The following is a 21,349-nucleotide window of genomic DNA, read 5'->3' as shown; positions in this document are numbered from 1 at the left end:
ATTATTGTTTTGGTAATTTAAAAACAGGTTTTTGAAGTCGCCTTGTTTTAGGTAATTTTGAATAATTTTTTGGTTGTTCATGAGATTTTCCTCCATTTAGTATGTGAGTTATTTTCTCTCTGTGATAAATTAAAGAAAAAGAGGCTATTTTTTTACTCAGGTGATTATTATATTCTGCAAAAAAATCAATTTTTTCTATGAGCTCTTTTGCACATAGATCATAAGTAAATAGCAATCTTTCCTTTTGATCCTTTTCCAAATTTAGAATATTATTCACATTGAAAGCTTGAGATATAGCATTAAATTTTTTTCTTTTAATATCTCTTTCAAAATCGTAAATGCTGTCTAACATATAAACTAAATATGCTATAATTATCGGAATTACGTCCAAATAACTATCAGAGAAAAATTTTTGAAATAACAATTCCATTATTTTTATAGAAGGTTTGGCGTACTCATCTAAGTCCAGAGATAGTTGCTCTACTCTTTGTTGCAACTGTATGTAGCTTTCAAATTCTTCTATAAAAGGTGCATCAAAAAAAGATGAGAGTTTTTCTCTGAAATTGTTAATCATTTTTTGAGGAACATGCGCATTCTCGTATTTGAAATCCAACATTTTTCCATAAATAATTAATAAATTGAGAAATGAATATGGTTTTATAAAATCTATAGTTTTGGGTTTGTATCTTGTTTTAAAAGTTGCGAAAGGACATTTGAACTTTTCTACCGAACTGATTGGATTTTGAAGCATCATAAAAAAAACAACTTCTCTTATTATAAAAGGTCTGTATATAACTCCCAAATCGCCTTTTAAAGAGTGACATAACCCACAATAGTAATAAAGATAAGATTTTAATTCCTCATCAGTTGGCTGAAAGTAAATGGAAATGTATCCATACATAAAGTTTAACCTCTTAATTTTCAATATACACTTAATTGTTGCTGTTTCGATAAAGTGTTATTTCCTATAGTGACACTAAACTCGACTTGATAATTTCCACTTCGATCGAGGGTAATGTAGCGAACATCTGATAAATTAAATACTTTTGTTGTACCCAATTCTGATATATATATTCTAAATGCATCATTATTTTCGTAATTAAAAATCAATTGATTTTCGTAGTAAAGTCTAAATCCCAGTTTTTCAATTTCTAAAGGTCTGGGCTTCTTCTTAGAATTTTTAAGGTTTGCTTCAAAGTATAAGGGATCTCCTCTGGAAATAAAAACTGTAGTATAAAAAATGAGAGAAAGGTCTTTTGTATCTTTTTCTATTTTTTCAACAACAATCAAAGGAGCATAGTAATTCTCCTCAGTTGATTCAAATTCAAAAACTGAATTATAAATACCCGGCTCAAAATTTTTATTTAAAGGTAGTTCAAAGGCAATACTATCTAAAGATTTTAAATTTAGAGGACCAAAAAAGAAACTTTGCTCATGTACTTCCTTTTTCTTGTCATTGATCTTTATTCTACCAAAAAGTTCATCAGTTATTGTTTTATTGGTTCTATTCACTGCGACGATTGAAAAGACTGGGAATTCGTTTTTTAAATAAAACATTTCCTTAGGATAGGTATTAAGTACTAGTCTCTGATTATAATAAAAATCTCTCGTAAGATTTATTCTCTCTCCATTATACAAAAAGGAAGCAGTTGCTTGATATTTTCCGTCAGGTAAAGCTTTTATTTCTGATTCTTTTGATAAATCAAAAAGTAGCAACGTTTGAAGAGGTTGAATTTGAGCTTCAACAGTTTCAGGTGATGAGAAATGATGAATAACCTGCGAATCTGAGATTTTTACAATTTGGAAAGTAAAATCCTCAATTTTTATATAATCTTTTTTATTTTTAGTATTTTGTATGTAGATTTTTATCTTAACTGCTTCAGGATAATAGTAATCATCTTGAGTTTGTAAATTTAAATTAATTCCTTTCTTGGTTACACTATGAGAAAAAATAAACCTTGAAAATCGGGGGCCGAATAAAGTAAAAAAAACAGCAACAATCGACAAAGCTATTATAATGAATAAAGTGTATTTTGCCACCATTTTTTTTGGCTTGTTTTTTTTGTCTCTTTCTTTTTTTCTTTCTTCATCGTACTTCTTCCATTCTTCAGGACTTCTTGAAAAGTAAGTCAATTAAGTTACCTACTTTCCTATATATTTTATATTAACTTAAAAAGAATGAAAATTGACGTAGTATTCTTCGTCATTAATTAAATTGTTGTCTAAAAACTCCCTGAGTTTAATTGAGGGATCTAAGTAATTTTCTGAGTTTTTATATTTCTCTTTAATGAAAGAAATACTTTTGTTTAAAGAGATATCTCTTTTCAGCTCATTTGAAACTAACAATCCTTCAAATATGGTTAAATAACCTCTTTTGCCAGTACCGTAGCAAGCTTCACATCCTGTTCCCTTACAATTTACACATTTTTTTGGTATTAAACGTTGATTCAATAAAAAATCTAGGCTTTCAGAGATATTTTTTACTTCTATACCAAGCATTTTTAAGCGCTGAAAAATTAAAAAGACATTTTTTGTATGAATTGTTGAAAAGACCAAGTGTCCGGTGACTGCTGATTCAAATAATAGTTTTGCAAACATTTTTTCTCTAATCTCTCCTACCACTATTATGTCTGGATCCTGTCTTAAAATGTACTTTAATATATTGATTTTCTCCCCGTCATCTTTAGAAACTACCTGTATTATATCAGGATTAATATATTCTATAGGATTTTCGATACTATGAACCTTTCTTTTGTTTTTAAATTTGTTAACTACATATTGCATCGTTGTAGTTTTACCAGAACCTGTCGGTCCAGAAAAAATAAGTACCTTTGATTTTTCACGCATCATTTTTTCAATGTTTGAAATTATTATCGGATCCATTTCAACTCTGATATCATTTATATTTTTGAGTTTTCTTAGTACACAACTAATGCCAAGAGAAGATTTAACAAATGAAACTCTAAAATTGGTATTCTCAAAAGAAAAGGAACCATCTATATTTTCAAAATCTTTTATTATGTCAAAACCGCAGTTAATAAGCAGTTTATTCAAAAATATATCGTATTCGTACAAACTCATAGGGTTCAAATCTACTAAATTTCCACAATATCTAGTTTTAACACAAACGTTGTTACTGTTAGGTTCAAAATGAAAGTCTGTAATGTTTTCATCATCATATTTGTAAAAAAACTTACCTAACAAATCCTCTGATGCTACAAAATTATTTTCAGTTTTGTTATATAAATTGTAAATATTAAATATATTTTTGTCATATTGGTTTTTTTTACTATTTAGATTGTTCGATAATCGCTTCTTCTGCATGATCTTTTAAATACTTATTTAATTTTTCTATTTCTTCCTCAACAATTCCTCTGCCAAAATGTCTGTAAAGTGCCGGTTGTTCATACAAGTCAATATAATTTTCTTCTCCCGGAAGTTTATCATATCCAGAAGCAATTATAGTAACTTTTATTAAATCATCGGGTAGTTTGTCATCAATAGTAATACCCATTTTTAATTTTGCATCATCAACCGCATAAGAACGAAGTATTTCATTTATTATTCGAACATCTTGAGTGGTAGGATTTTTTCCAGAAATATTAACAAGTGCTGCTGTGGCATTTCTTACAGGATCTTCTAATATTTTGCTATTTAAAGCATTTTTAATAGCCTCTTCAGCTCTTTTTTCACCTTTTCCTAGACCAATTCCCAGCATTGCTGAACCTTTTATTTTTAAAACTGCAGCTACATCGGCGAAGTCAAGATTGATCATGCCTGGTTTAGTAATTAAGTCAGAGATTCCAGTGATTGCTTGGAGTAATACTTCATCAGCTTTTTCAAAAGCCTTATCGATCGGGATATCTTCATCGTTATCGATAAGTTTATCATTTGATATTTTTATTAAACTATCTACATAACGTTTGGTTTCATGAAATCCTTTTAAAGCAATTCTTTCTTTCGTAGAACCTTCGAAATGAAAGGGCGTAGTAACTATGGCTACAGTTAAAATACCCATTTGGGTTGCTAGTTCCGCAACAACAGGAACAGCACCAGTACCTGTTCCACCCCCTAAACCAGCTGTTATGAATAAAAGATCGGTATCTTGTAATATATCTCTTATCTCCTCCAAGCTTTCCAACGCAGCCTTTCTTCCAATTTCCGGATCTCCTCCTGCTCCTAATCCTCGAGTTAATTCCTTTCCTAATTGGATTTTAATAGGAGCATCATTGTTTTCTAGCACTTGCACATCAGTATTTGCGGAAATCAAATCTACATCTCTAATCCCTTTTTTAACCATTCGTTGAATAGCGTTGTTACCTGCTCCACCTACTCCAATTACTTTTATTTTATACGTGCTCTTTTTTGTGAATAATTTCTTTTGTCTATCAATTTCTTCAATTTCAAAAGGCATCCTCTTCACCCCCAGTTATCTTTTTAATAAACGTTTTAAATGTACCCTCTTTCGCAGATGATTTAGATTTTTGAGGAGATTCTGTAGAGAAAGACTCCCTTGATCTTTCGTAAAAACTTTCTTCCATTAGATCGAGTCTATACCTGTCTACGATTCCAAAAACTGGGAGAAATGAAGAATCTTTCCTTATCTCTTCAGGGACATCTCTAAAGTAATCATGTAAAATTAATGAGCTTTTTCTAAAATTTTCACCCATAAGCTCTTTAATAGTTTGATCTATATTTTTTATTTTTGAACCTCCTCCAGTTAATACTATACCACCTTGCAGAGCACCTATTTCATGAGTTTTTTCGTAGCTAATTTTTGACAGCTCTCCGTTTAGTCTGCTTATAATTTCTCTCACTCTAGCATAAATTATTTTATTTAAAAGTCCAAGAGATGTATAAGACATTCCTGTTCCTGTTATTGGTTGAAATTCAACTTTTTTTATAGTTCTTGTATCTCTCAAACAAGAACCTTCTTCGACTAATAATCTATGAGCTTCTTTTTCAGACACCTTTAACACATTCGAGATGTCTTTTAAGACATATTTTGTGCCATAAGGAAATGAGTAAAAAAGTTTAGGAATGCCATCTTTAAAAATGATAGATCTTGAAGCATTATATCCTAGATCAATTACTGTTATACCTACATTTCTATCGTTAGGTGTTGTGGTTGCATAACTAGCAGACAAAGTAGAATCGTAAAGTGGTATTTGAGAAGAAGGAATAACATCCTTAAGAACATTAATGAGTAGAGAAAAAGAATTTTCATCGACCCATACAATATTCAATGATGTTGTTAGAGAATTTTCTGCATAAAATGAAACGGGATTTTTGACAGTTTTATTATCTATCATAAATTTTACAAAAGATGAATCTAATATAATTTTACCTTCCTCGATGTACTTTTTAGTTATGTTTTTTTTGATGTTTTGCAATTCTCTTTCTCTAATTTCAGTTCTTTTGCTGAACTCAATAGTAAAGTTTTCTTGAGTAATGTGTAGATTGTTTGTAGAGTATCCAACGATTATTTCAACATTTTTTACCTTTCTTTGTGATTGTTGTTTAAGGAACTCAATTAGTGTTAGAAGGGTTCTCCTTAATGATTCCATGTCCTGAATCTCGCCGTTGATAATACCTTCAACAGGCAAAGTTGCATATGAAATAGGTCTTATATACCCTTCTTCATCAACTTCGAAAAGTATTCCTTTTAGTAAAAAACTACCTATATCTATTCCCATTAAGAAATTTTTTGCCATATCAAAGCCCCCGATCATGAATATTAAAAACAGATTGCCCCATTAAAAAATATTCACCAGCCTTTAAATCTTGTAGAAATTCAGTTTTATGAGTTTCAAAAAAAACCATTATTTCTCCTAAATCGTAATAATTTAGTATAACATTATTATAGCAAAAGATTTGTTTTTTAGGAAAATTTATACTGATAATTTGAGGAATCCAAAAAAAACTTTTCACGAAATCTAATTCTTTTTGTCTGTTTTCTTCTTCACTGCTAAAAACTACTTTTATGAACTTTGGATATTCAATATCACTCACGCATGTGACATTATCAAAAATATCAAAATAAATATATCTATTATTAAATGAGATATAATAAACACTTTTATCAATGTTAACGACAAAAGTTTGGCTTATCAGTTTATTATTATACACAAAAAAACTATAAAATATATGAAAATAAACTAAACCTGTAAGAAAAAAATAAAAAAAATGTAATGTTATTTTTTTTGATTTCATTAAACATCTAGCTCTTTCACCTTATATGCGTTATTTTCAATAAATTCTCTCCTAATAGCTGGATCATCTCCCATAAGTATTTCAATTATTTCGTTGGAAGCTTCTAAATCTTCTATTTTAATTTGAACAAGTTTCCTTGTATTTTTGTCCATTGTTGTTTCTCTTAATTGATCGGGATTCATTTCTCCTAATCCTTTATATCTTTGAATTCTCCACTTTCTATTTGCATATGTTTCCTTGAGTCTTTCTAACTCTTCTTCTGAATAAGCATAGAAATGTTCGTTTCCTACCTCAAATCTGTATAAAGGTGGTTGAGCTATGTATACATGACCTTCTTCGATAAGAGGACGCATATATCGGTAGAAAAAGGTTAAAATTAAGGTGCGAATATGAGCTCCATCGACGTCGGCATCCGTCATTATAATTATTTTACCATATCTTAACTTGGATATGTCAAATTCATCACCTATTCCCGTACCTATAGCTGTGATGATGTTGGATATTTGTTCATTTTTTAGTAGTTTTAATAAATCAGCTTTTTCAACATTAAGTATTTTTCCTCTTAGAGGTAATATTGCCTGGTAATATCTATCTCTAGCTTGTTTAGCATTTCCTCCAGCAGAGTCTCCTTCAACTATAAAGAGTTCCGATTCTTCAAGGTTTTTAGATACACAATCCGCTAATTTACCAGGCAGAGTAGTACTCTCAAATATCGTTTTTCTTTTTATGTTTTCTCTTGCCTTTTTAGCTGCAATTCTTTTTTTAAAGGCAAAATTTATTCTTTCAAGAATTTTTTTTGCTTCTTTTGGATTGGCGTCATAATATAAAGATAGTTTTTCACTAGTAATTTGATTAACAGCCTCACGAGCAGCCTTTGACCCAAGTCTCCCTTTCGTTTGACCTTCAAAAACAGGCTCTGACATTTTTACATGTATAATAGCTATTAAACCTTCCCTAACATCTTCACCGCTAAAATTTTCATCATTTTCTTTTAAAACACCATATTTTCGAGCAAATTCGTTAGATAATCGTGTTAGGGCCTGCTTAAACCCCGACTCATGTTCTCCTCCATCTATTGTTCTAATATTATTTACAAAGGATATAATTTCACTATCTTCAGATTGTGTATAAACAAGTTCGATTTCAACCTGAATTTCAGGTTCATTTTCCATATACAAGTAAGATCCTGATAGATAAATAGGTTTAGCAACAGGTTCTTTCTTTCTTTTTTTAAGTACGTAATTGATAAACTCTTCTAATCCACCTTCAAAGTGGAATTCTTCTTTGTAACCTCTTTTTTTATCTTCAAAAATAATTTTAAGATTGGGATTTAAAAAAGCAATTTCTCTTAGTCTATTTTCGATCAACCTTGATTCAACAACCACATCGCCATCATCAAAAATTTCTTTGTCTGGCAAAAATTTAATATAAGTTCCTGTCCTATCAGTTTCTCCAAGAACCAAAACTTCTGTTTGAGGAATACCTCGTGAATATCTTTGATAATAAATTTTTCCGTCTCTGTATACCTTTACCTCGAAGTATTCAGATAGGGCATTTACTACAGATGCACCTACGCCATGTAGCCCTCCACTAACCTTATAGGCCTTTTTGTCAAACTTACCTCCTGAATGAAGAGAAGTCATTACTAATTCCAATGTATTTTTTTTCTCAATAGGATGTATACCTACAGGTATTCCTCTACCATTATCTTCAACTTCGACAGAATTGTCCTCGTTGATTGTAACTCGAATTAAATTACAATAACCATTTATATGTTCATCTATTGAATTATCAATTATTTCATATACTAAATGATTAAGGCCAGATTTTCCAGTTGAACCAATATACATACCCGGCCTTAATCTTACTGCTTCTAGCCCTTTTAAAACTTTTATCTGTTCTTCAGAATAGTCTTTTTCTTTTTCTATCATTAAAGCACCTCCAAATTGTTACTTCAAACTAATTTAATTTTTTTTATTTCATCGGTTCCAAAAAAAAGATTTAATTTTTTCAAAATTTCGTTTTCTCTAAAGACTATTTCTTGTTTCACAAAATTATTGGAACAAGCTAACAATAATGTTTTTTCACTTATTATATAATTAACCACATGAACTTCTTCTGCTAAATCTTCAGGCAGCCATTTTTTGACTTCGTTTCGTATTTTTGAAACAATATATATTTTTTTTAAAGATGGATTTTTGAATGATAATCTTTTTAGAACCTCTTCAAATCTTTCTTCCATTTTTAAACAACCTAAATTTACTGATTTTTAAAATCATTATTACTCATCAAGAGTTTTAGTAATAAAATCTTTCCAGTTAGATAACAAAGCCTCTGTTACTACCCCTGGCACAGTATAAGTGAAGTCTGGGAATATTCTTCTTACAGGAACTATACCTTTTGAAGTATGGCAAAGAAAAATCTCATCAGCAGATAGTAGTTCCCATGCCTCAACATTAGGTTTTTCCTCTATTTCCATGGATAAGTAACGGGCCAACTCTATAACACTGGTTCTTGTAATTCCAGCTATTATTCCTGTAGATAGATGTGGTGTAATTAATACACCGCTACTCACATAAAATATATTTGAAAATGTTCCTTCAGCCACGTAACCAAATTCATTCAATATAATTGATTCATAATAATAATCATATTTCTTATGAATGAACTTAACCGAATTGTTTAAGGGAGTTTTTACATAATATGGTATTATAGAAGAATGAGGTTTCCTTTCTCTAGCAATATTAACTACAACCCCTTCTTCAATTATGTCAATATCTTCTTTTAATTCTTCTACGAAACAGTAAAAGGTCTTATAACTCGAAGTGAAAGGGGTTACATAAATCTTAAACTTATATTCGTCATAATTATGTATTTTTTTTGCTTGTTCTAAAACTAAGTTTATCTTCTCTAGTGATGGAACATCAAACCCCATAAAGTTAGCTGATTTTTTAAGCCTATAATAATGGCTTTTCAATCGATACGGTATACCAGAATATGTTCTAATAACTTCATAAACTAAATAACCATTAACAAAACCCTCGTCATCTGCGCTTACTAAAGGATATTCAACCCATTCATTACCATTATAAAACAATAGATATCACCCCTTCACTTCCTTCAGAGATAGAAATAATTTTAGATTTAAGAAATGTACTCCTTAAATCTGAAGAACAATTTTTAAACTCTAATTTTATTTTATGAGGAATATAATATTCATCATAACCAAGTAAATGATTATTATTTTTCTCTTCTATTAAAACTGTGGTTTCAGAATTAATTAATCGAGATAAATACTCTCTTCTAGAAATTTGTGAATTTTTTATAAGTTCAATAATTCTATTCTTCTTTTCACTCCCTGGAATTTGATGGTCCATTTTAAAAGCAAGAGTTCCCTCTCTTGCTGAAAATCTAAAACCATGAACTTTTAATATTTTAAGATCTCTAACAGAATCAAACATTATTTTTAAATCTTCTTCGTTTTCACTTGGAAAACCAACAATTAAATCACAAGTAATAGCAAAATTTTGATCCATCTTTCTTAATTTTTCAATAGAATTATAAATGTCTTTTCTATTATAATTTCTCCGCATTAATTTCAAAATTCTGTCTGAAAAGTGCTGAATAGACAAATGTAAATGTTTTTCGAATATAGAATAATTATTGAGTAAAAATGCTAAATTGTCAGTTACATCGTCTGGATATAATGAAGTCAACCTAATTCTAATTTCTTTGTCTTCAAAATTTTTGCCGATTGCCTTCAGCAAATCTTCAAAAGATTCTAAATTATCAGAACCATAACGCGTTAAATTTGTTCCTGTTAAAACAATTTCCTTATATCCTTTCTTAATCAATTCATCAATCTTATTTATTATCTCTTTTTGAGACAAGCTCGATGTTTTTGTTCCTCGAAGCATTCGTATTTTGCAAAAAGTGCATCCATTGTTACAACCTTCTTCAATGGGTAAAAAGAACCTGGTTCTATTGTCATATGCTTCTTTGGGAACCAAAATTTTTTGGTCGTTTTTTAACCAAAATAATTCATCGGCATATATTCCTTCCTTATCAAAATATTTTTCAATATCTTTTTTCTCCGAATTTCCAAGGACTAAATCTGCGCCAATTTCTTTTAACTCTATAGGATTTGAATTAGAATAACAACCTATAGCTATAATTTTTGAGTTGTTCCTTGATTTTTTTATTCTTCGAATAGTTTGACGTACTTTTCTTTCGGCTTCGGAAGTAACTGCGCATGTATTGAGTATATAAATATCACTTTTTCCATCTTTTTCTTCAAAAAGGATCTCAAACTCTTCTGAAAATTTTTCATATATATATTGAGATTCGGCTTGGTTCATTTTACAGCCGAACGTAATTATTGATAATTTCTTTTTCATTTACCAAATTCCTCCGATTTATGATACACTTGGAGTCTTTTTTAATTTTTTTAAAAAAATGAACAAATATTTATTTTTTAAATCTATTTCTAACTTAGAATCAATTATATTTTGCCTTTAATATTATATCATATTAAAGCTAATTATTATTGAATAATAAATTAAAATAACGGGTTCTAAGAACCCGTTACTTCGTGAATTATTTAAAATGTTATAAAAACACTATGCCTTTCTATGCCTTTTTATCTATGGCTAATTTTTCTTCATTTTCAGCGTATCTTCGCATTCTTGTTTCATAGTTGTAAACACCTCGTTTAGAGGGATATCTTTCAGAATATCCATCTTCATACCATAGCTTATCTGCATATTTTTTCCATTCTTCGGCAAGTTGATCTAATTCTGGAGCTAATTCGTTAATAGTTCTTTCACTTCCTGGATGTTGTGGGATTGCATTATATTTTTTAATCATAGCTCTGAAAACTTTAGGATTATCTATTATTGGACAAGGTCTGAAAAGATTATCCGAATATGGAATTGTTCTTTTGTATGCTTCAAAGAAAGGAGATTTCAAAATTTCTATCAAACTTTTTTCTCTAATGTTATCTACTGCAAATTGCTGGAACACACATGGTTCAACATAGCCTTTGGCGTTTATGTGTAGATAATTTGCTCCGGCAGCTAAACAGCCATTTGTTAAGAATCCATGGTTCCAAAAGTCAGCTACAAATGCGAATTTTCCACTCAATCTAAGTTCTTCAGCTTTATAAAATCTCTCGTATCTTTGTTCAGGAGTTGGGACTAAATCCATTGAGGCATCTGCACCGACGGGCATAAATTGAAATACCCATACATAACTTACGTTATTTTCTTGCAGGAAGTCCCAAAACTCGTCGCTCATAATAGCATCGTGATTTTTTCGTGTTGCAGTGACAGAAGCCCCATATATCAATTTATATTTTGTGAGTATTTCCCAAGCTTTTTTCACTTGGTCAAAGACGCCTTTTCCTCTTCTCCAATCGGTCATTTCTTCGAATCCTTCGATCGATATAGCAAGTGTTGAATTTCCTAATTCAGCCATTTTTTTGGCATTTTCTTCTGTTACAAGTGTACCGTTAGTGTAAATTAAAAAGAAGGAATCTTTGAAATGTTCTAGTACATCAAAAAGGTATGGATAGACAAAAGGCTCGCCACCGGTTATGATAAAGAAATAAATGCCTAGATCATTGAATTGTTTGATAACGTCAAACATTTCCTCTTTTGATAACATATATTTATGACCATATAGAGCTGCATAACATCCAACACACCTTAAGTTACATGCATAAGTTGGAGAAATAACACCGAGTTTTGGCAATACAATTTTATGTTCATGCATTAATTCTTGTCTTACCTTTTCACCGACAGCGAACTCATTAATGATTAAATTATTTATTATTTTTTCTACGACTTTTGGCTCAGACCTTTTAAAAAGTTCCGACCAATACATTAACATTGGGTCATGATTTTCTGCTCCTTCTGCTAATTTTCTTAATCCACTTTTGGCAGGTTCTTTAGATAATTTTGATAAAGTCCAGAAAAGGGTGGCAAGCTTATCTATATCTGCCCTTCTAACAACACTTGAAACTATTTTGGAGCTTTGTCTTAACATCATATTTTTCATAGAATCAATAACCGCCATTCTTACACACCTCCGAATTTTTTGAATTGTAAAACATTCACCGGAAAATACAACAAGTATAAAATTACCAATGATCAAAAAACGTTATTTAGACTTACTTAGCAAGGCAAAGCACTATTTTTCTTACGTTTTCCTCTATTTCTTCATCAGAGATTTCTACGCCAAATGCCTTATAGATTACTAATCCGTCGAACATTGCCTGGAGCATCAAAGCACTTGATTTTGATTTGAATATTTTTTCAAAGTTACTTAGAATTTTATTATAATATTCTTTGAATGTTTTTGTTAAAGTTTGCATCATAGACGGATCATGTGTTGAGTTCAATAATATTTCTAATAGTCTTAATAGATCACCTGAAGGAAAGCTTGACAAAATCTCTGAATAGATTTGGGTATAAATTTCAGCACTTTTCTCTAAACTATCAGATTCGGGCTCAGATATTTTTTCTTCGAAAAAACTCAACATTTTTTCCATAAGGGCACTAAAGGCAGCAATTATTAAAGCGTTTTTATTTTTGAAATAGTTGTACAAGGAACCCTTTGAAACATTGCAAGCGACTGCTACATCTTCCATCGTAAAATTAGCTAAGCCCTTTTTACTAATCAATTCTAACGTTTTTTCAGCTATGTATTTTTTCTTTTCGATTTTATCTAATGTTTTCATTGTATTAGCCATGATACCACCTCATTCTTTGACTGACCGTTCAGTCAATAATTATTATACACCATAATAACTTATTTTGCAAATATGACTAAAGAAATCTGATTTGTTACGTTCATTCATTCTTTGCCAAAAAATGCTTTATTAAAAGGTATTACAGGCATAAACATATTTGTTCAATCATAAGCGTTCATTTTTATTTATTTATTAACTAAAAATCAACTATAATTTAAAAAAATCAACGAATTTTTAACTTCTCTTAACGCCTTATGAATACATAATTCAAAGATATATTCTACAGAAGTTACTTATGGTATAATTAATTAGCATAGTATTATTTTTTTGGAAGCATTCTAAACGCCTGAAAGATTGATTAAGAATTTAGAATTTCAAAGCGTTCATAAAAAATGTGTTGATCACAGATTAGAAATAATGATTTTCAAAACATAAGTTTTTGAGTTTTTATTGTATGTAATAATTGATAAATTGAGGAGGAAAAATTTTGGATAATATCGTCATAGTTAGAGTTGATGAAATTGGTTTAAAAAGCAAAAATAAAATTCTTTTTATGAAGCAGCTTAAATTTAATATAGAAAGTAAATTTAAAGATCTTTTTTCATGTAAGATTGTGGGAAATAGAATATATTTATTACCAAAATATTCATTCAATAACAGAGATTTAGAAAATTTAAAAAAAATTTTTGGTATAAGTTCTTTTTCAGTTGCAAAAAAAATAGATAAAGATTTTGAAAAAATGAAAGAAGAAGCATATAAATTAGTTGCGGAATCACTTAACGATGATGTTAATTCGACAAAGTCATTTAGAATATCAGTTAATAGAGCAGATAAATCTTTTCCAATGAAAAGTCCGGAAATTGCTGGTGAAATAGGAGAATTTGTACTGTCGAAACTTCCACAGTTAACAGTTGATTTAACGCACCCTGATATTAACCTTGAAATAGATATAAGACCTGAAGGAGTATACTTATTTAAAGATCGTATTAAAGGAGCTGCAGGTTTGCCAGTCGGTGTTTCTTCAACTGGGACGATACTTCTGTCTGGTGGGATCGATAGCCCTGTGGCTTCCTTGCTTATGTTAAGGAGAGGAATGGTGATTAATGCTGTTAATTTCTATAGTCCACCTTTTACAGGACCGAAATCGCTGGATAAAATCATCAAAATAGGCGCTATTATATCTGAATATACACCTTTTCCTTTTCACCTGTATGTTGTACCTTTGACGAAAATTCAAATGTTATTTAAAAATTTGGAAGAAAATCAATTTTCGGTTGTTCTTCAAAGAAGATCGATGATGAGAATAGCACAAAAAGTTTCTGATATAACTGATACGAAGGTTTTGATTACTGGAGAAAGTTTGGGTCAAGTGGCTTCTCAAACTGTTGAAAATATATTAACAATTTCTGAAAGTACACAAAAAGTGATTTTTAGACCGCTGATAGGCTTTACGAAAAATGAAACTATAAAGATATCAAAGAATTTTGGCCTGTACGAAACATCGATATTGCCCTATGAAGACTCATGTAGCATTTTTGTACCTAAAAACCCTGCAACCAAAACACAACTAAACAAAATAAAGAAAATAGAAACTGCTCTTCCACAAATTAGTGAATTAGAGGAAGAAGCACTACAGGAGTCTAAAAAGTTTGAAATCAAAAATGGGAACATAGAAGAAATAGACGTCTTTAAAATTCTGAAGGGTGGGGTTTTATGAAAAAAATTTGGCAGGCAATTAAAGGAATAATTTTTTCAATATGGTTATTTTTAGGTTTTGTAGGAGTAGTTATTTTCTATGGAAGTTATGTTTTAATAAAGGCTAAAATTTTAGAAAAACGTAAAGGAGAAGAAGCTTCTCGAAGATACATAAGAGAAGTTGTCTCTTGGTTTGGTAGGGCTACTTTTAGTTTTTTATGGAGCGAAGTAACTGTTTATGGAAAAGAAAATATTCCAGAAGAAGGACCATTTGTTATAGTGTCGAATCATCAAAGTATTTTTGATATACCTTTAATCTTAGGATATGTTTATCCCAGTGGATTTATTGCAAAAAAGGAACTTTCCAAAATTCCTCTCCTTGGAACTTTTATAAAAAAACTAGGTTCTATATTGATTGACAGAGACAGTCCAACAAGTGGAGCAATAGCGTTAAAAAATTTTGCCAAGATTACTCAAACAGGTGATGTAATTACTGTGTTTCCTGAAGGTACCAGAAGTGAAGACGGAAAAGTTCATGAGTTTAAAAAGGGTTCCTTACTTGTGCCATATAGATATAACATCAAAATTTTACCAGTTACCATAGACGGCACTATAAATATGAACAAAAAGGGAAGTATTTTGATCAAACCTGGAAAAGTTAAGTTATACATTCATGAGGTCATTGAACCAAAGAAATTTTCAAGTGAAGAAGAATTAAGAAAGTATGTACAGAATGTAATTAGTCAAACAATAAATCAGGATACTTTGGTAAGAGCTGGTTAGAAACGTCTTTTAAAATTTTCTTCAGATGTTTCTAGTTTAATAGCTGAAACTTAGAAAAAATTTGGAGGCGGGAATTATGAAAGAAGTAAGTAATGTATCGATGGGAATAGACAAAATTAGCAATTCTCCTATTGTTTTTTTAAGAATCGAAGATTCAAGTTTGGTACTTCCCATATGGATAGGACCTTGTGAGGCAGGGGTATTAGCCTTAATATTGAGAAAAGAAGACTTTGAAAGACCTTTAACCCATGATCTACTTCTTAGTGTAATTCAGAGTTTAGAGGCAAAAACTGTGAAAGTTTTAATCGATAAATTCAAAAAAGATATTTTTTATGCTAAGTTAGTTTTAAAAGATAAGAATTCTAAAGAAATTAAAATTGATGCAAGACCTTCCGACTGTATTATAATTGCCTTAAAAGAGAATATCCCAATCTTTGTTGATGATCAAATAGTTCGTGATCATTCAATAGATTCTTCGCTGTTTTATGATTTAAATTTTGAAGAAAGCGATGAAGAAAAAAAGGATATTAGAAAAGAAATTGAGAATTTTGATATTGATGAATTAAGAAAAAGATTTGAAAATTTTGAAGATGATGACAATGATAATGAATAAGGTTTTCCCAAAAAAGACAAAATATAAGGGGCTCTAAGAATGGATGATAATAATTTAGACGAATTTAAAAAAGAATTTGATAAACACCTAATCAAATTTTTTGAAGAAATTGAAATGGAAGAAAGTTTGAAAGAAGCTTTAAGTTACAGTGTAAGAAGCGGAGGAAAAAGGCTCAGGCCTTGGTTTATCTACAATTTTGGGAAAGAGGTAAGGGTATCAGATGAAGAATTGATAAAAGTAGGGATAGCCATTGAAATACTACATTCTTCCTCTCTGATTCATGATGATTTACCTGCTCTAGATAACGCTCACTATAGAAGAGGTGTTTTGACAAATCATATTAGATTTGGAGAGCATAAAGCCATACTTGCAGGAGATTATGGATTTATCTTGCCATTAAAGATAGTAATGGAACTAAATAACTTAAAAATCGAAAATAAAATGGTATTAACAAAATATTTTATAGAAGACACTTTGAAGATGTTTGAAGGAGAAATGAAAGATCTTATTTTCGAAAAAGAAGATATAGAAGTTGAAATTGAAGACATTTTAGATATGTATGCAAAAAAAACTGGTGCAATATTTGGCTTGTCATTTTCCGCACCTTTTTTCATGGTAGGAGAAAATCTGTTAGGTGAAAGAATGCATGAGATTGGAATAGATTTTGGAATAGCGTTTCAAATTTTTGACGACTTAAAGGATCGATTAAAATCTCAAGAGGAGTTAGGGAAAGATACTCGAAAAGACATAAATAAAAAAACTCTTTTGAATAAATTAAATTTTAAAGAAGTAAAAATAGTAGCCGATAATTATTATGAAAAAGTTATTAAAGATCTTAACCAGAAAAGTTATTCTGCTGTAGTAAAAAAGTTGTTGGGAATAAGGAATATTCTTGAAAGTAGGTAGATTTTTTGAAAAACCAAAATCTTCTTTCCAATATCAATAATATGAAGAAATGGAAAAAGTTTTTCTTGTTAGTAACGATTTTTTTGACAGCGCTGTTTGTTTACTATTTAATCACACTAAATATTACTCAAAAGTCAGTTGAGAGCACAAAATTGAAAAGAGATTTAGAAATAATAATACCACAAAATGCCTATTCTTCAAAAAAAAGTTTAACAATAACTCCTCTTTCTAAAGATTCACAAGAATATAAAGAACTTAAATCATATAGGAATTTTTATGGTGATATTTATAAAATTGGATTTTCGGATGATTCAAAAGAATCCTCCCTCTTACCTCTCACGGTAAAATACAAAATCCCCTCCAACATGTATTATGGAGACAATTTTGTACATTATTCTTTAGTTTACGCCACGAACGATGAGCCTTTTGTTATTTCTGATTTTACGGGTTCTAAGATTATAAACTTAGCCAATCAATATTATATAGAAGCAGAAACATTCCAACTTTCAAAAATCAAGTACATTGGTTTAGTGCTAGATAATCCCGAAGAAGCTTCATATGGATTAAAAATAATGAAAGAGTCAACCCCATCAACTGAACCCGATATAATTTTGGTACCTGGAAGTGATCTTAACTTCCTAGGAAAGTTAGTCAATGTATCTGACAAAATTTATGATTACTCGATCTGGTCTTCATTATTTCCGACAAGAACTATATGGAAGTACAATTATCCTTTGACTTCTACAAGGAGCAAAAATTATGTTGATTCTTTTAATGCTTTTGTTGATAGAACGGGAATCAATAGTTACGTAGAATATGAAAGTAGAAAATTTGCGCAAGAATTAAAAAGATTTCCTAACAGGAAGTTTGATGTTATTGCTCATGGGATAGGAGGTTTAATAGTAAAATATGCACTTGAATCCGATCCTGAAATAAAAAATGTTAAAAATCTAGTACTTATTTCAACTCCCAATAAAGGAACAAACCTTGCTAATCCTCTTTTTTTAAACTTAATATGGGGGAAAGATGAGAGTTTACTAAGTAAAATGCTGGGGATTGAAAAAGCTACCATTGCTACTATAGCATCTGAATCTGCCTTCTATTTAGATTTAATAAATTCTTATTACAATGATATTATTCCTAATTCCAATTTTTTAAACAAAGCTAATAGTTTTAGCAGAAGAGCCGATATTAAGTATTTAGTAGTAGCAGGAACTAATTCGAACATTAAAGAAAACATCAACAATAAAGTTATTTCTCAAATATATCCTGAATTTAAAAATGGTGACGGTGATGGGGTAGTAAGTATAGATAGCGCTATTATAGAAGGTGTTAATGAAGTTTATTATGCAAATAAGTGTTTTTACGACATTTACCTTGATCAAGATGTTTTAAATAAAATAAAAGACTTTCTTGATGAATCTTTAATAACTTTAACTATAAAACCATTTCAAGATGATGATTTTATAGAATATCAATATGAATTAGAAAAAAAAGTAAGCTCTGTTCAAGAAGTAAAAAAAGAAATTAAAAAGGCATCTATATTTAAGTTACCTTCTTCTTACCGAGAAAACAAAATTTTAAAAGATCCTGTGAAGATAGGCAATATAAAAAATGAAAGGTTAAAGATTATATTATTTGCTGATAATGTTTTATTTGAAAGCCCCACAGGAGTTTATGATAGAGAACTAAACAAAATTTTAAATGAACGAGTTTTAGGGGGAATAGTCTACAACGATATTTATTATGTTACAACTATAAATGGAGTTTTTACTATTGATAAAGATTCTAAAGTAATTAAAAAAATCGATAGTATCCCTAAAAAAGGTAATGAGATGTATTATATCCCCGATTTAGGGTTTTTGAGTATAGAGTATTCATTGGACAATTGTATAGTTTATCTGAATGAAAAAGAAATCTCAAGTGGGGTAAACTTTGTTAAGTTAAAAAGTTATGGTAAAGATGTATACGTGGTTCTTGAAGATAAGATTACTAAGATTGAAAACAATAAATTAAATGAAATTTTTAATTTATTAGAAGTACAAAGATCGATAAATGAGAGTTTTGGAAAGATTGTTGAATACGAAAAAGATAACTCACATTATTATATTCTTACTTCTGATTATAAACTACTATTTTTCGATTCTTCAACTTATGATGTTCAGGTAATCGGTAGGGAGGATATAGGTAGGCTTGGAATGCAAATTTGCAAAGGAAAATTATATGTTTTTGACAATAATCATGTTACGTATTATGAATTAAGAGATAAAACTTTTCCGGGAATTTATCAAAGATTGAATTTAAATATCAAAGATTTTGCCATTAAAAATAATTTAGAGGTATGGATAATTTCTGAAATAAATGATACAGAAAATTACGAAATATACAAATATTACTTATAGGAAAATAATGGAGTATATGATGAAAAGATTAATACTTTCTTTCATGTTTATTTTAATATTAACTTTTGCTCAAGCCCAAAATTATGAAATAGCGAAGGAATACTATTTCAATGGGTTGAAGTATTATAGAAATGGTAATTACGAAATGGCTGAAATTTGCTTTCAAAGAGCCTTAGAGTTATCTCCAACATTGGAAAGCGAAATTCCTGAAATCAAAATGTATTTAGGGCTATCGGCCTTTCAAAACAAAAATTATAGAATTGCTGGGGTATACCTGGAAAATTTTCGAGGGAATGTTTATGTTGATCAAATTCTTGAAATTCTCGAAACAATTGATATGGAGAATGATCGACAAATTGTAAAAGTGCCTGCAAGTGAGCAACAAGAAAGTACTGTTATAGAAAAAAGAGAAGAAGACATAAGTTTTTCATTATTTTTAGTTGTTGAAATTATTATCTTTTCAATAACTTGTCTAACTGCAGTTTTGACTTTTTTATGGTTGAGAAGATATAAAAAGCCTTTAAAAATATATAAAAACCAAACTCCTATTGATAACTTATCTAGTAAAATGGAAGAAATCCAGCCTACGAAGGTTAAAATTAAAACTTTAAATGAATTTGAAGAAGAATCTGTAAAACAAATTTTGAAAGGATCCAAAAATTTACTTAAATTGCTAAATATAGATTTGGACCCAGAATCCGGCTCTGCTCAATCGTCTAGAGAAAAAGAAAGAGAAGAATTGAGCGAAATTGATCGACTTCAAAAAGAAATAGAGGATACGTTGCAAGAGTTGCTACATACAGCAAACGTTAGCGATATAGAAATGTTATTGTTCGAATTAAAAGAAGAAGAAGTTCTGGATGTTGAAAAAAGTTTAACAAGTCGTGAAAAAAAAGAGACACAGAAAGTTGAAAAAGAATATCAAGAGGTTAAAGGATTTATTCAACCTGATGAGGAAACAAGGAGTAAATTTAACCTTATTATGAATACTAAACAAAAGGAATTGTTCCTAAAGAAATATGATCGGCATGACATCATAACATTTAAAGAAAATATTCGCAAAGAACAACAAAAAGCTAACAAAAACGATTTAGAAGAGTTTTTTAATTTATTGTTTAATGAAACAAACTATGAAAAATTAAAGAATCAAAACATTGATTTTTAAATTTATTTTGCTATAATATAGAAGAAAAGATTTGCGGATGTAGCTCAGCCGGAAGAGCATCAGCTTCCCAAGCTGAGGGTCGCGGGTTCGAATCCCGTCATCCGCTCCATTATTCTCAACAAAGAGAAAAAGGAGCTTAAATAAAAGGCTCCTTTTTTTCGTAGGAAAGGTGGTTTAAATGAGTTTAAAAATTGAAACAGGAAAATTCAAAAATAAGTATATAGAGACAGTTAACGATCCAAAAACGAGATACACAACTTCTATGTTAAGGCAAGCATTAATGAATATGTTTGATTTCAACGGAGCTATTATTTTAGAGTTATTTGCTGGTAGCGGGATATTTTCATTTGAAGCTTTAAGTAACGGGGCGCAAAAAAGTGTTTTAGTTGATATATCTTCAAAATCAGTAAAGTCTATCTTAGAAAACGCAAAAACTTTACACGTATTAAAAAATATAAGAGTAATAAAAAGCGATTATAGGAAGGTTTTTTCAAAGTTAAGCTCAGAAAGATTCGATTTCATCTTTGCTGATCCTCCGTTTAATTTGGGCTATATAGACGAACTTTTAAAGCTATTAGATAAAAACTTTTATATTTTAGAAGAAGAAGGATATATCATAATCGAAAAAGCCAAGAATGAAAATTTTATTGGTGCCTTTGAAAACTTAACTCTTGTAGAAACAAGAGATTATGGAGATGTTGAGTTATTAATTCTTCAAAGAATAAAAGTGGAGTGAGTTTGAAAAATAAAAAAGGCCCGTCTTCTTTAAAAACGGGCCAAAATTTGAAAATGAATTCTTCCGGGGACAGAACACTCCAGGA

Annotated in this window: 19 protein-coding genes and 1 tRNA gene; 8 read left to right on the top strand and 12 right to left on the bottom strand. The window is 29.9% G+C overall.

Features of this window, described 5'->3' with window-relative positions; all coding sequences use genetic code 11:
• Position 1: 1 nt before the first annotated feature.
• The 12 genes from PKN74_RS00195 to PKN74_RS00140 all read right to left on the bottom strand — a co-directional run bounded on the left by PKN74_RS00195 (position 2) and on the right by PKN74_RS00140 (position 12,964).
• Complete coding sequence (locus PKN74_RS00195) at positions 2–901, bottom strand: DUF5685 family protein (protein ID WP_472307379.1); 900 nt, start codon at positions 899–901, stop codon at positions 2–4.
• Between the two features lie 20 nt (positions 902–921).
• Positions 922–2,133 (bottom strand): hypothetical protein, encoded by a 1,212-nt coding sequence (locus PKN74_RS00190; protein WP_472307377.1) that lies wholly within the window; start codon positions 2,131–2,133, stop codon positions 922–924.
• A gap of 36 nt (positions 2,134–2,169) precedes the next feature.
• Positions 2,170–3,324, bottom strand: a complete 1,155-nt coding sequence (locus PKN74_RS00185; protein WP_472307375.1) for an ATPase, T2SS/T4P/T4SS family — start codon at positions 3,322–3,324, stop codon at positions 2,170–2,172.
• The gene (ftsZ, locus tag PKN74_RS00180) at positions 3,290–4,414 is read right to left on the bottom strand and encodes a cell division protein FtsZ (protein WP_472307373.1); all 1,125 of its coding nucleotides are present in this window, start codon (positions 4,412–4,414) and stop codon (positions 3,290–3,292) included. Before ftsZ ends, PKN74_RS00185 begins: the two co-directional genes overlap by 35 nt.
• On the bottom strand, positions 4,404–5,714 hold the full coding sequence (locus PKN74_RS00175) for a cell division protein FtsA (RefSeq protein ID WP_472307371.1): 1,311 nt from the start codon (positions 5,712–5,714) through the stop codon (positions 4,404–4,406). Before PKN74_RS00175 ends, ftsZ begins: the two co-directional genes overlap by 11 nt.
• A gap of 1 nt (position 5,715) precedes the next feature.
• Positions 5,716–6,012 (bottom strand): hypothetical protein, encoded by a 297-nt coding sequence (locus PKN74_RS00170; RefSeq protein ID WP_472307369.1) that lies wholly within the window; start codon positions 6,010–6,012, stop codon positions 5,716–5,718.
• A gap of 200 nt (positions 6,013–6,212) precedes the next feature.
• A complete protein-coding gene (locus PKN74_RS00165; protein ID WP_472307367.1) occupies positions 6,213–8,144 on the bottom strand; it encodes a DNA gyrase/topoisomerase IV subunit B in 1,932 nt (643 codons plus the stop codon).
• A 23-nt stretch (positions 8,145–8,167) separates the two neighbouring features.
• Complete coding sequence (locus PKN74_RS00160) at positions 8,168–8,455, bottom strand: DciA family protein (RefSeq protein WP_472307365.1); 288 nt, start codon at positions 8,453–8,455, stop codon at positions 8,168–8,170.
• Between the two features lie 39 nt (positions 8,456–8,494).
• On the bottom strand, positions 8,495–9,310 hold the full coding sequence (locus PKN74_RS00155) for an aminotransferase class IV (protein WP_472307363.1): 816 nt from the start codon (positions 9,308–9,310) through the stop codon (positions 8,495–8,497).
• Positions 9,300–10,610, bottom strand: coding sequence for a tRNA (N(6)-L-threonylcarbamoyladenosine(37)-C(2))-methylthiotransferase MtaB (gene mtaB, locus PKN74_RS00150; RefSeq protein WP_472307361.1), 1,311 nt, complete (start codon positions 10,608–10,610; stop codon positions 9,300–9,302). The genes PKN74_RS00155 and mtaB overlap by 11 nt, the downstream gene beginning before the upstream one ends.
• Positions 10,611–10,842: 232 nt before the next feature.
• On the bottom strand, positions 10,843–12,288 hold the full coding sequence (locus PKN74_RS00145; protein WP_472307359.1) for a radical SAM/SPASM domain-containing protein: 1,446 nt from the start codon (positions 12,286–12,288) through the stop codon (positions 10,843–10,845).
• A 94-nt stretch (positions 12,289–12,382) separates the two neighbouring features.
• Positions 12,383–12,964, bottom strand: a complete 582-nt coding sequence (locus tag PKN74_RS00140; protein WP_472307357.1) for a TetR/AcrR family transcriptional regulator — start codon at positions 12,962–12,964, stop codon at positions 12,383–12,385.
• A 487-nt stretch (positions 12,965–13,451) separates the two neighbouring features.
• On the opposite strand from PKN74_RS00140, the gene thiI reads away from it, so the two are divergent.
• The 8 genes from thiI to rsmD all read left to right on the top strand — a co-directional run bounded on the left by thiI (position 13,452) and on the right by rsmD (position 21,264).
• A complete protein-coding gene (thiI, locus tag PKN74_RS00135) occupies positions 13,452–14,681 on the top strand; it encodes a tRNA uracil 4-sulfurtransferase ThiI (protein ID WP_472307355.1) in 1,230 nt (409 codons plus the stop codon).
• Positions 14,678–15,442, top strand: coding sequence for a lysophospholipid acyltransferase family protein (locus PKN74_RS00130; protein WP_472307353.1), 765 nt, complete (start codon positions 14,678–14,680; stop codon positions 15,440–15,442). Before thiI ends, PKN74_RS00130 begins: the two co-directional genes overlap by 4 nt.
• 76 nt (positions 15,443–15,518) lie before the next feature.
• A complete protein-coding gene (locus tag PKN74_RS00125; protein ID WP_472307351.1) occupies positions 15,519–16,055 on the top strand; it encodes a bifunctional nuclease family protein in 537 nt (178 codons plus the stop codon).
• A 39-nt stretch (positions 16,056–16,094) separates the two neighbouring features.
• A complete protein-coding gene (locus PKN74_RS00120) occupies positions 16,095–16,961 on the top strand; it encodes a polyprenyl synthetase family protein (protein WP_472307349.1) in 867 nt (288 codons plus the stop codon).
• Positions 16,962–16,966: 5 nt separating this feature from the next.
• Positions 16,967–19,363 carry an esterase/lipase family protein gene (locus PKN74_RS00115; protein WP_472307347.1) on the top strand — a complete coding sequence of 799 codons (2,397 nt, stop codon included), beginning with the start codon at positions 16,967–16,969 and terminating at the stop codon, positions 19,361–19,363.
• Between the two features lie 19 nt (positions 19,364–19,382).
• The gene (locus PKN74_RS00110; protein WP_472307345.1) at positions 19,383–20,528 is read left to right on the top strand and encodes a tetratricopeptide repeat protein; all 1,146 of its coding nucleotides are present in this window, start codon (positions 19,383–19,385) and stop codon (positions 20,526–20,528) included.
• Positions 20,529–20,561: 33 nt separating this feature from the next.
• A tRNA-Gly gene (locus PKN74_RS00105) sits at positions 20,562–20,637 on the top strand.
• Between the two features lie 69 nt (positions 20,638–20,706).
• On the top strand, positions 20,707–21,264 hold the full coding sequence (gene rsmD / locus PKN74_RS00100) for a 16S rRNA (guanine(966)-N(2))-methyltransferase RsmD (RefSeq protein WP_472307343.1): 558 nt from the start codon (positions 20,707–20,709) through the stop codon (positions 21,262–21,264).
• Positions 21,265–21,349 lie beyond the last annotated feature (85 nt).

The organism is Defluviitoga sp., assembly GCF_035349255.1.
Classification (GTDB): domain Bacteria; phylum Thermotogota; class Thermotogae; order Petrotogales; family Petrotogaceae; genus Defluviitoga.
This window is presented reverse-complemented; position numbering and strand designations above follow the sequence as displayed.

Coding starts and splice junctions, on each gene's coding strand:
- PKN74_RS00195 (WP_472307379.1), bottom strand. CDS start 901: ATGTATGGATACATTTCCATTTACTTTCAGCCAACTGATGAGGAATTA.
- PKN74_RS00185 (WP_472307375.1), bottom strand. CDS start 3,324: ATGCAGAAGAAGCGATTATCGAACAATCTAAATAGTAAAAAAAACCAA.
- ftsZ (WP_472307373.1), bottom strand. CDS start 4,414: ATGCCTTTTGAAATTGAAGAAATTGATAGACAAAAGAAATTATTCACA.
- PKN74_RS00175 (WP_472307371.1), bottom strand. CDS start 5,714: ATGGCAAAAAATTTCTTAATGGGAATAGATATAGGTAGTTTTTTACTA.
- PKN74_RS00165 (WP_472307367.1), bottom strand. CDS start 8,144: ATGATAGAAAAAGAAAAAGACTATTCTGAAGAACAGATAAAAGTTTTA.
- PKN74_RS00160 (WP_472307365.1), bottom strand. CDS start 8,455: ATGGAAGAAAGATTTGAAGAGGTTCTAAAAAGATTATCATTCAAAAAT.
- mtaB (WP_472307361.1), bottom strand. CDS start 10,610: ATGAAAAAGAAATTATCAATAATTACGTTCGGCTGTAAAATGAACCAA.
- PKN74_RS00145 (WP_472307359.1), bottom strand. CDS start 12,288: ATGGCGGTTATTGATTCTATGAAAAATATGATGTTAAGACAAAGCTCC.
- PKN74_RS00140 (WP_472307357.1), bottom strand. CDS start 12,964: ATGGCTAATACAATGAAAACATTAGATAAAATCGAAAAGAAAAAATAC.
- PKN74_RS00130 (WP_472307353.1), top strand. CDS start 14,678: ATGAAAAAAATTTGGCAGGCAATTAAAGGAATAATTTTTTCAATATGG.
- PKN74_RS00125 (WP_472307351.1), top strand. CDS start 15,519: ATGAAAGAAGTAAGTAATGTATCGATGGGAATAGACAAAATTAGCAAT.
- PKN74_RS00120 (WP_472307349.1), top strand. CDS start 16,095: ATGGATGATAATAATTTAGACGAATTTAAAAAAGAATTTGATAAACAC.
- PKN74_RS00110 (WP_472307345.1), top strand. CDS start 19,383: ATGAAAAGATTAATACTTTCTTTCATGTTTATTTTAATATTAACTTTT.
- rsmD (WP_472307343.1), top strand. CDS start 20,707: ATGAGTTTAAAAATTGAAACAGGAAAATTCAAAAATAAGTATATAGAG.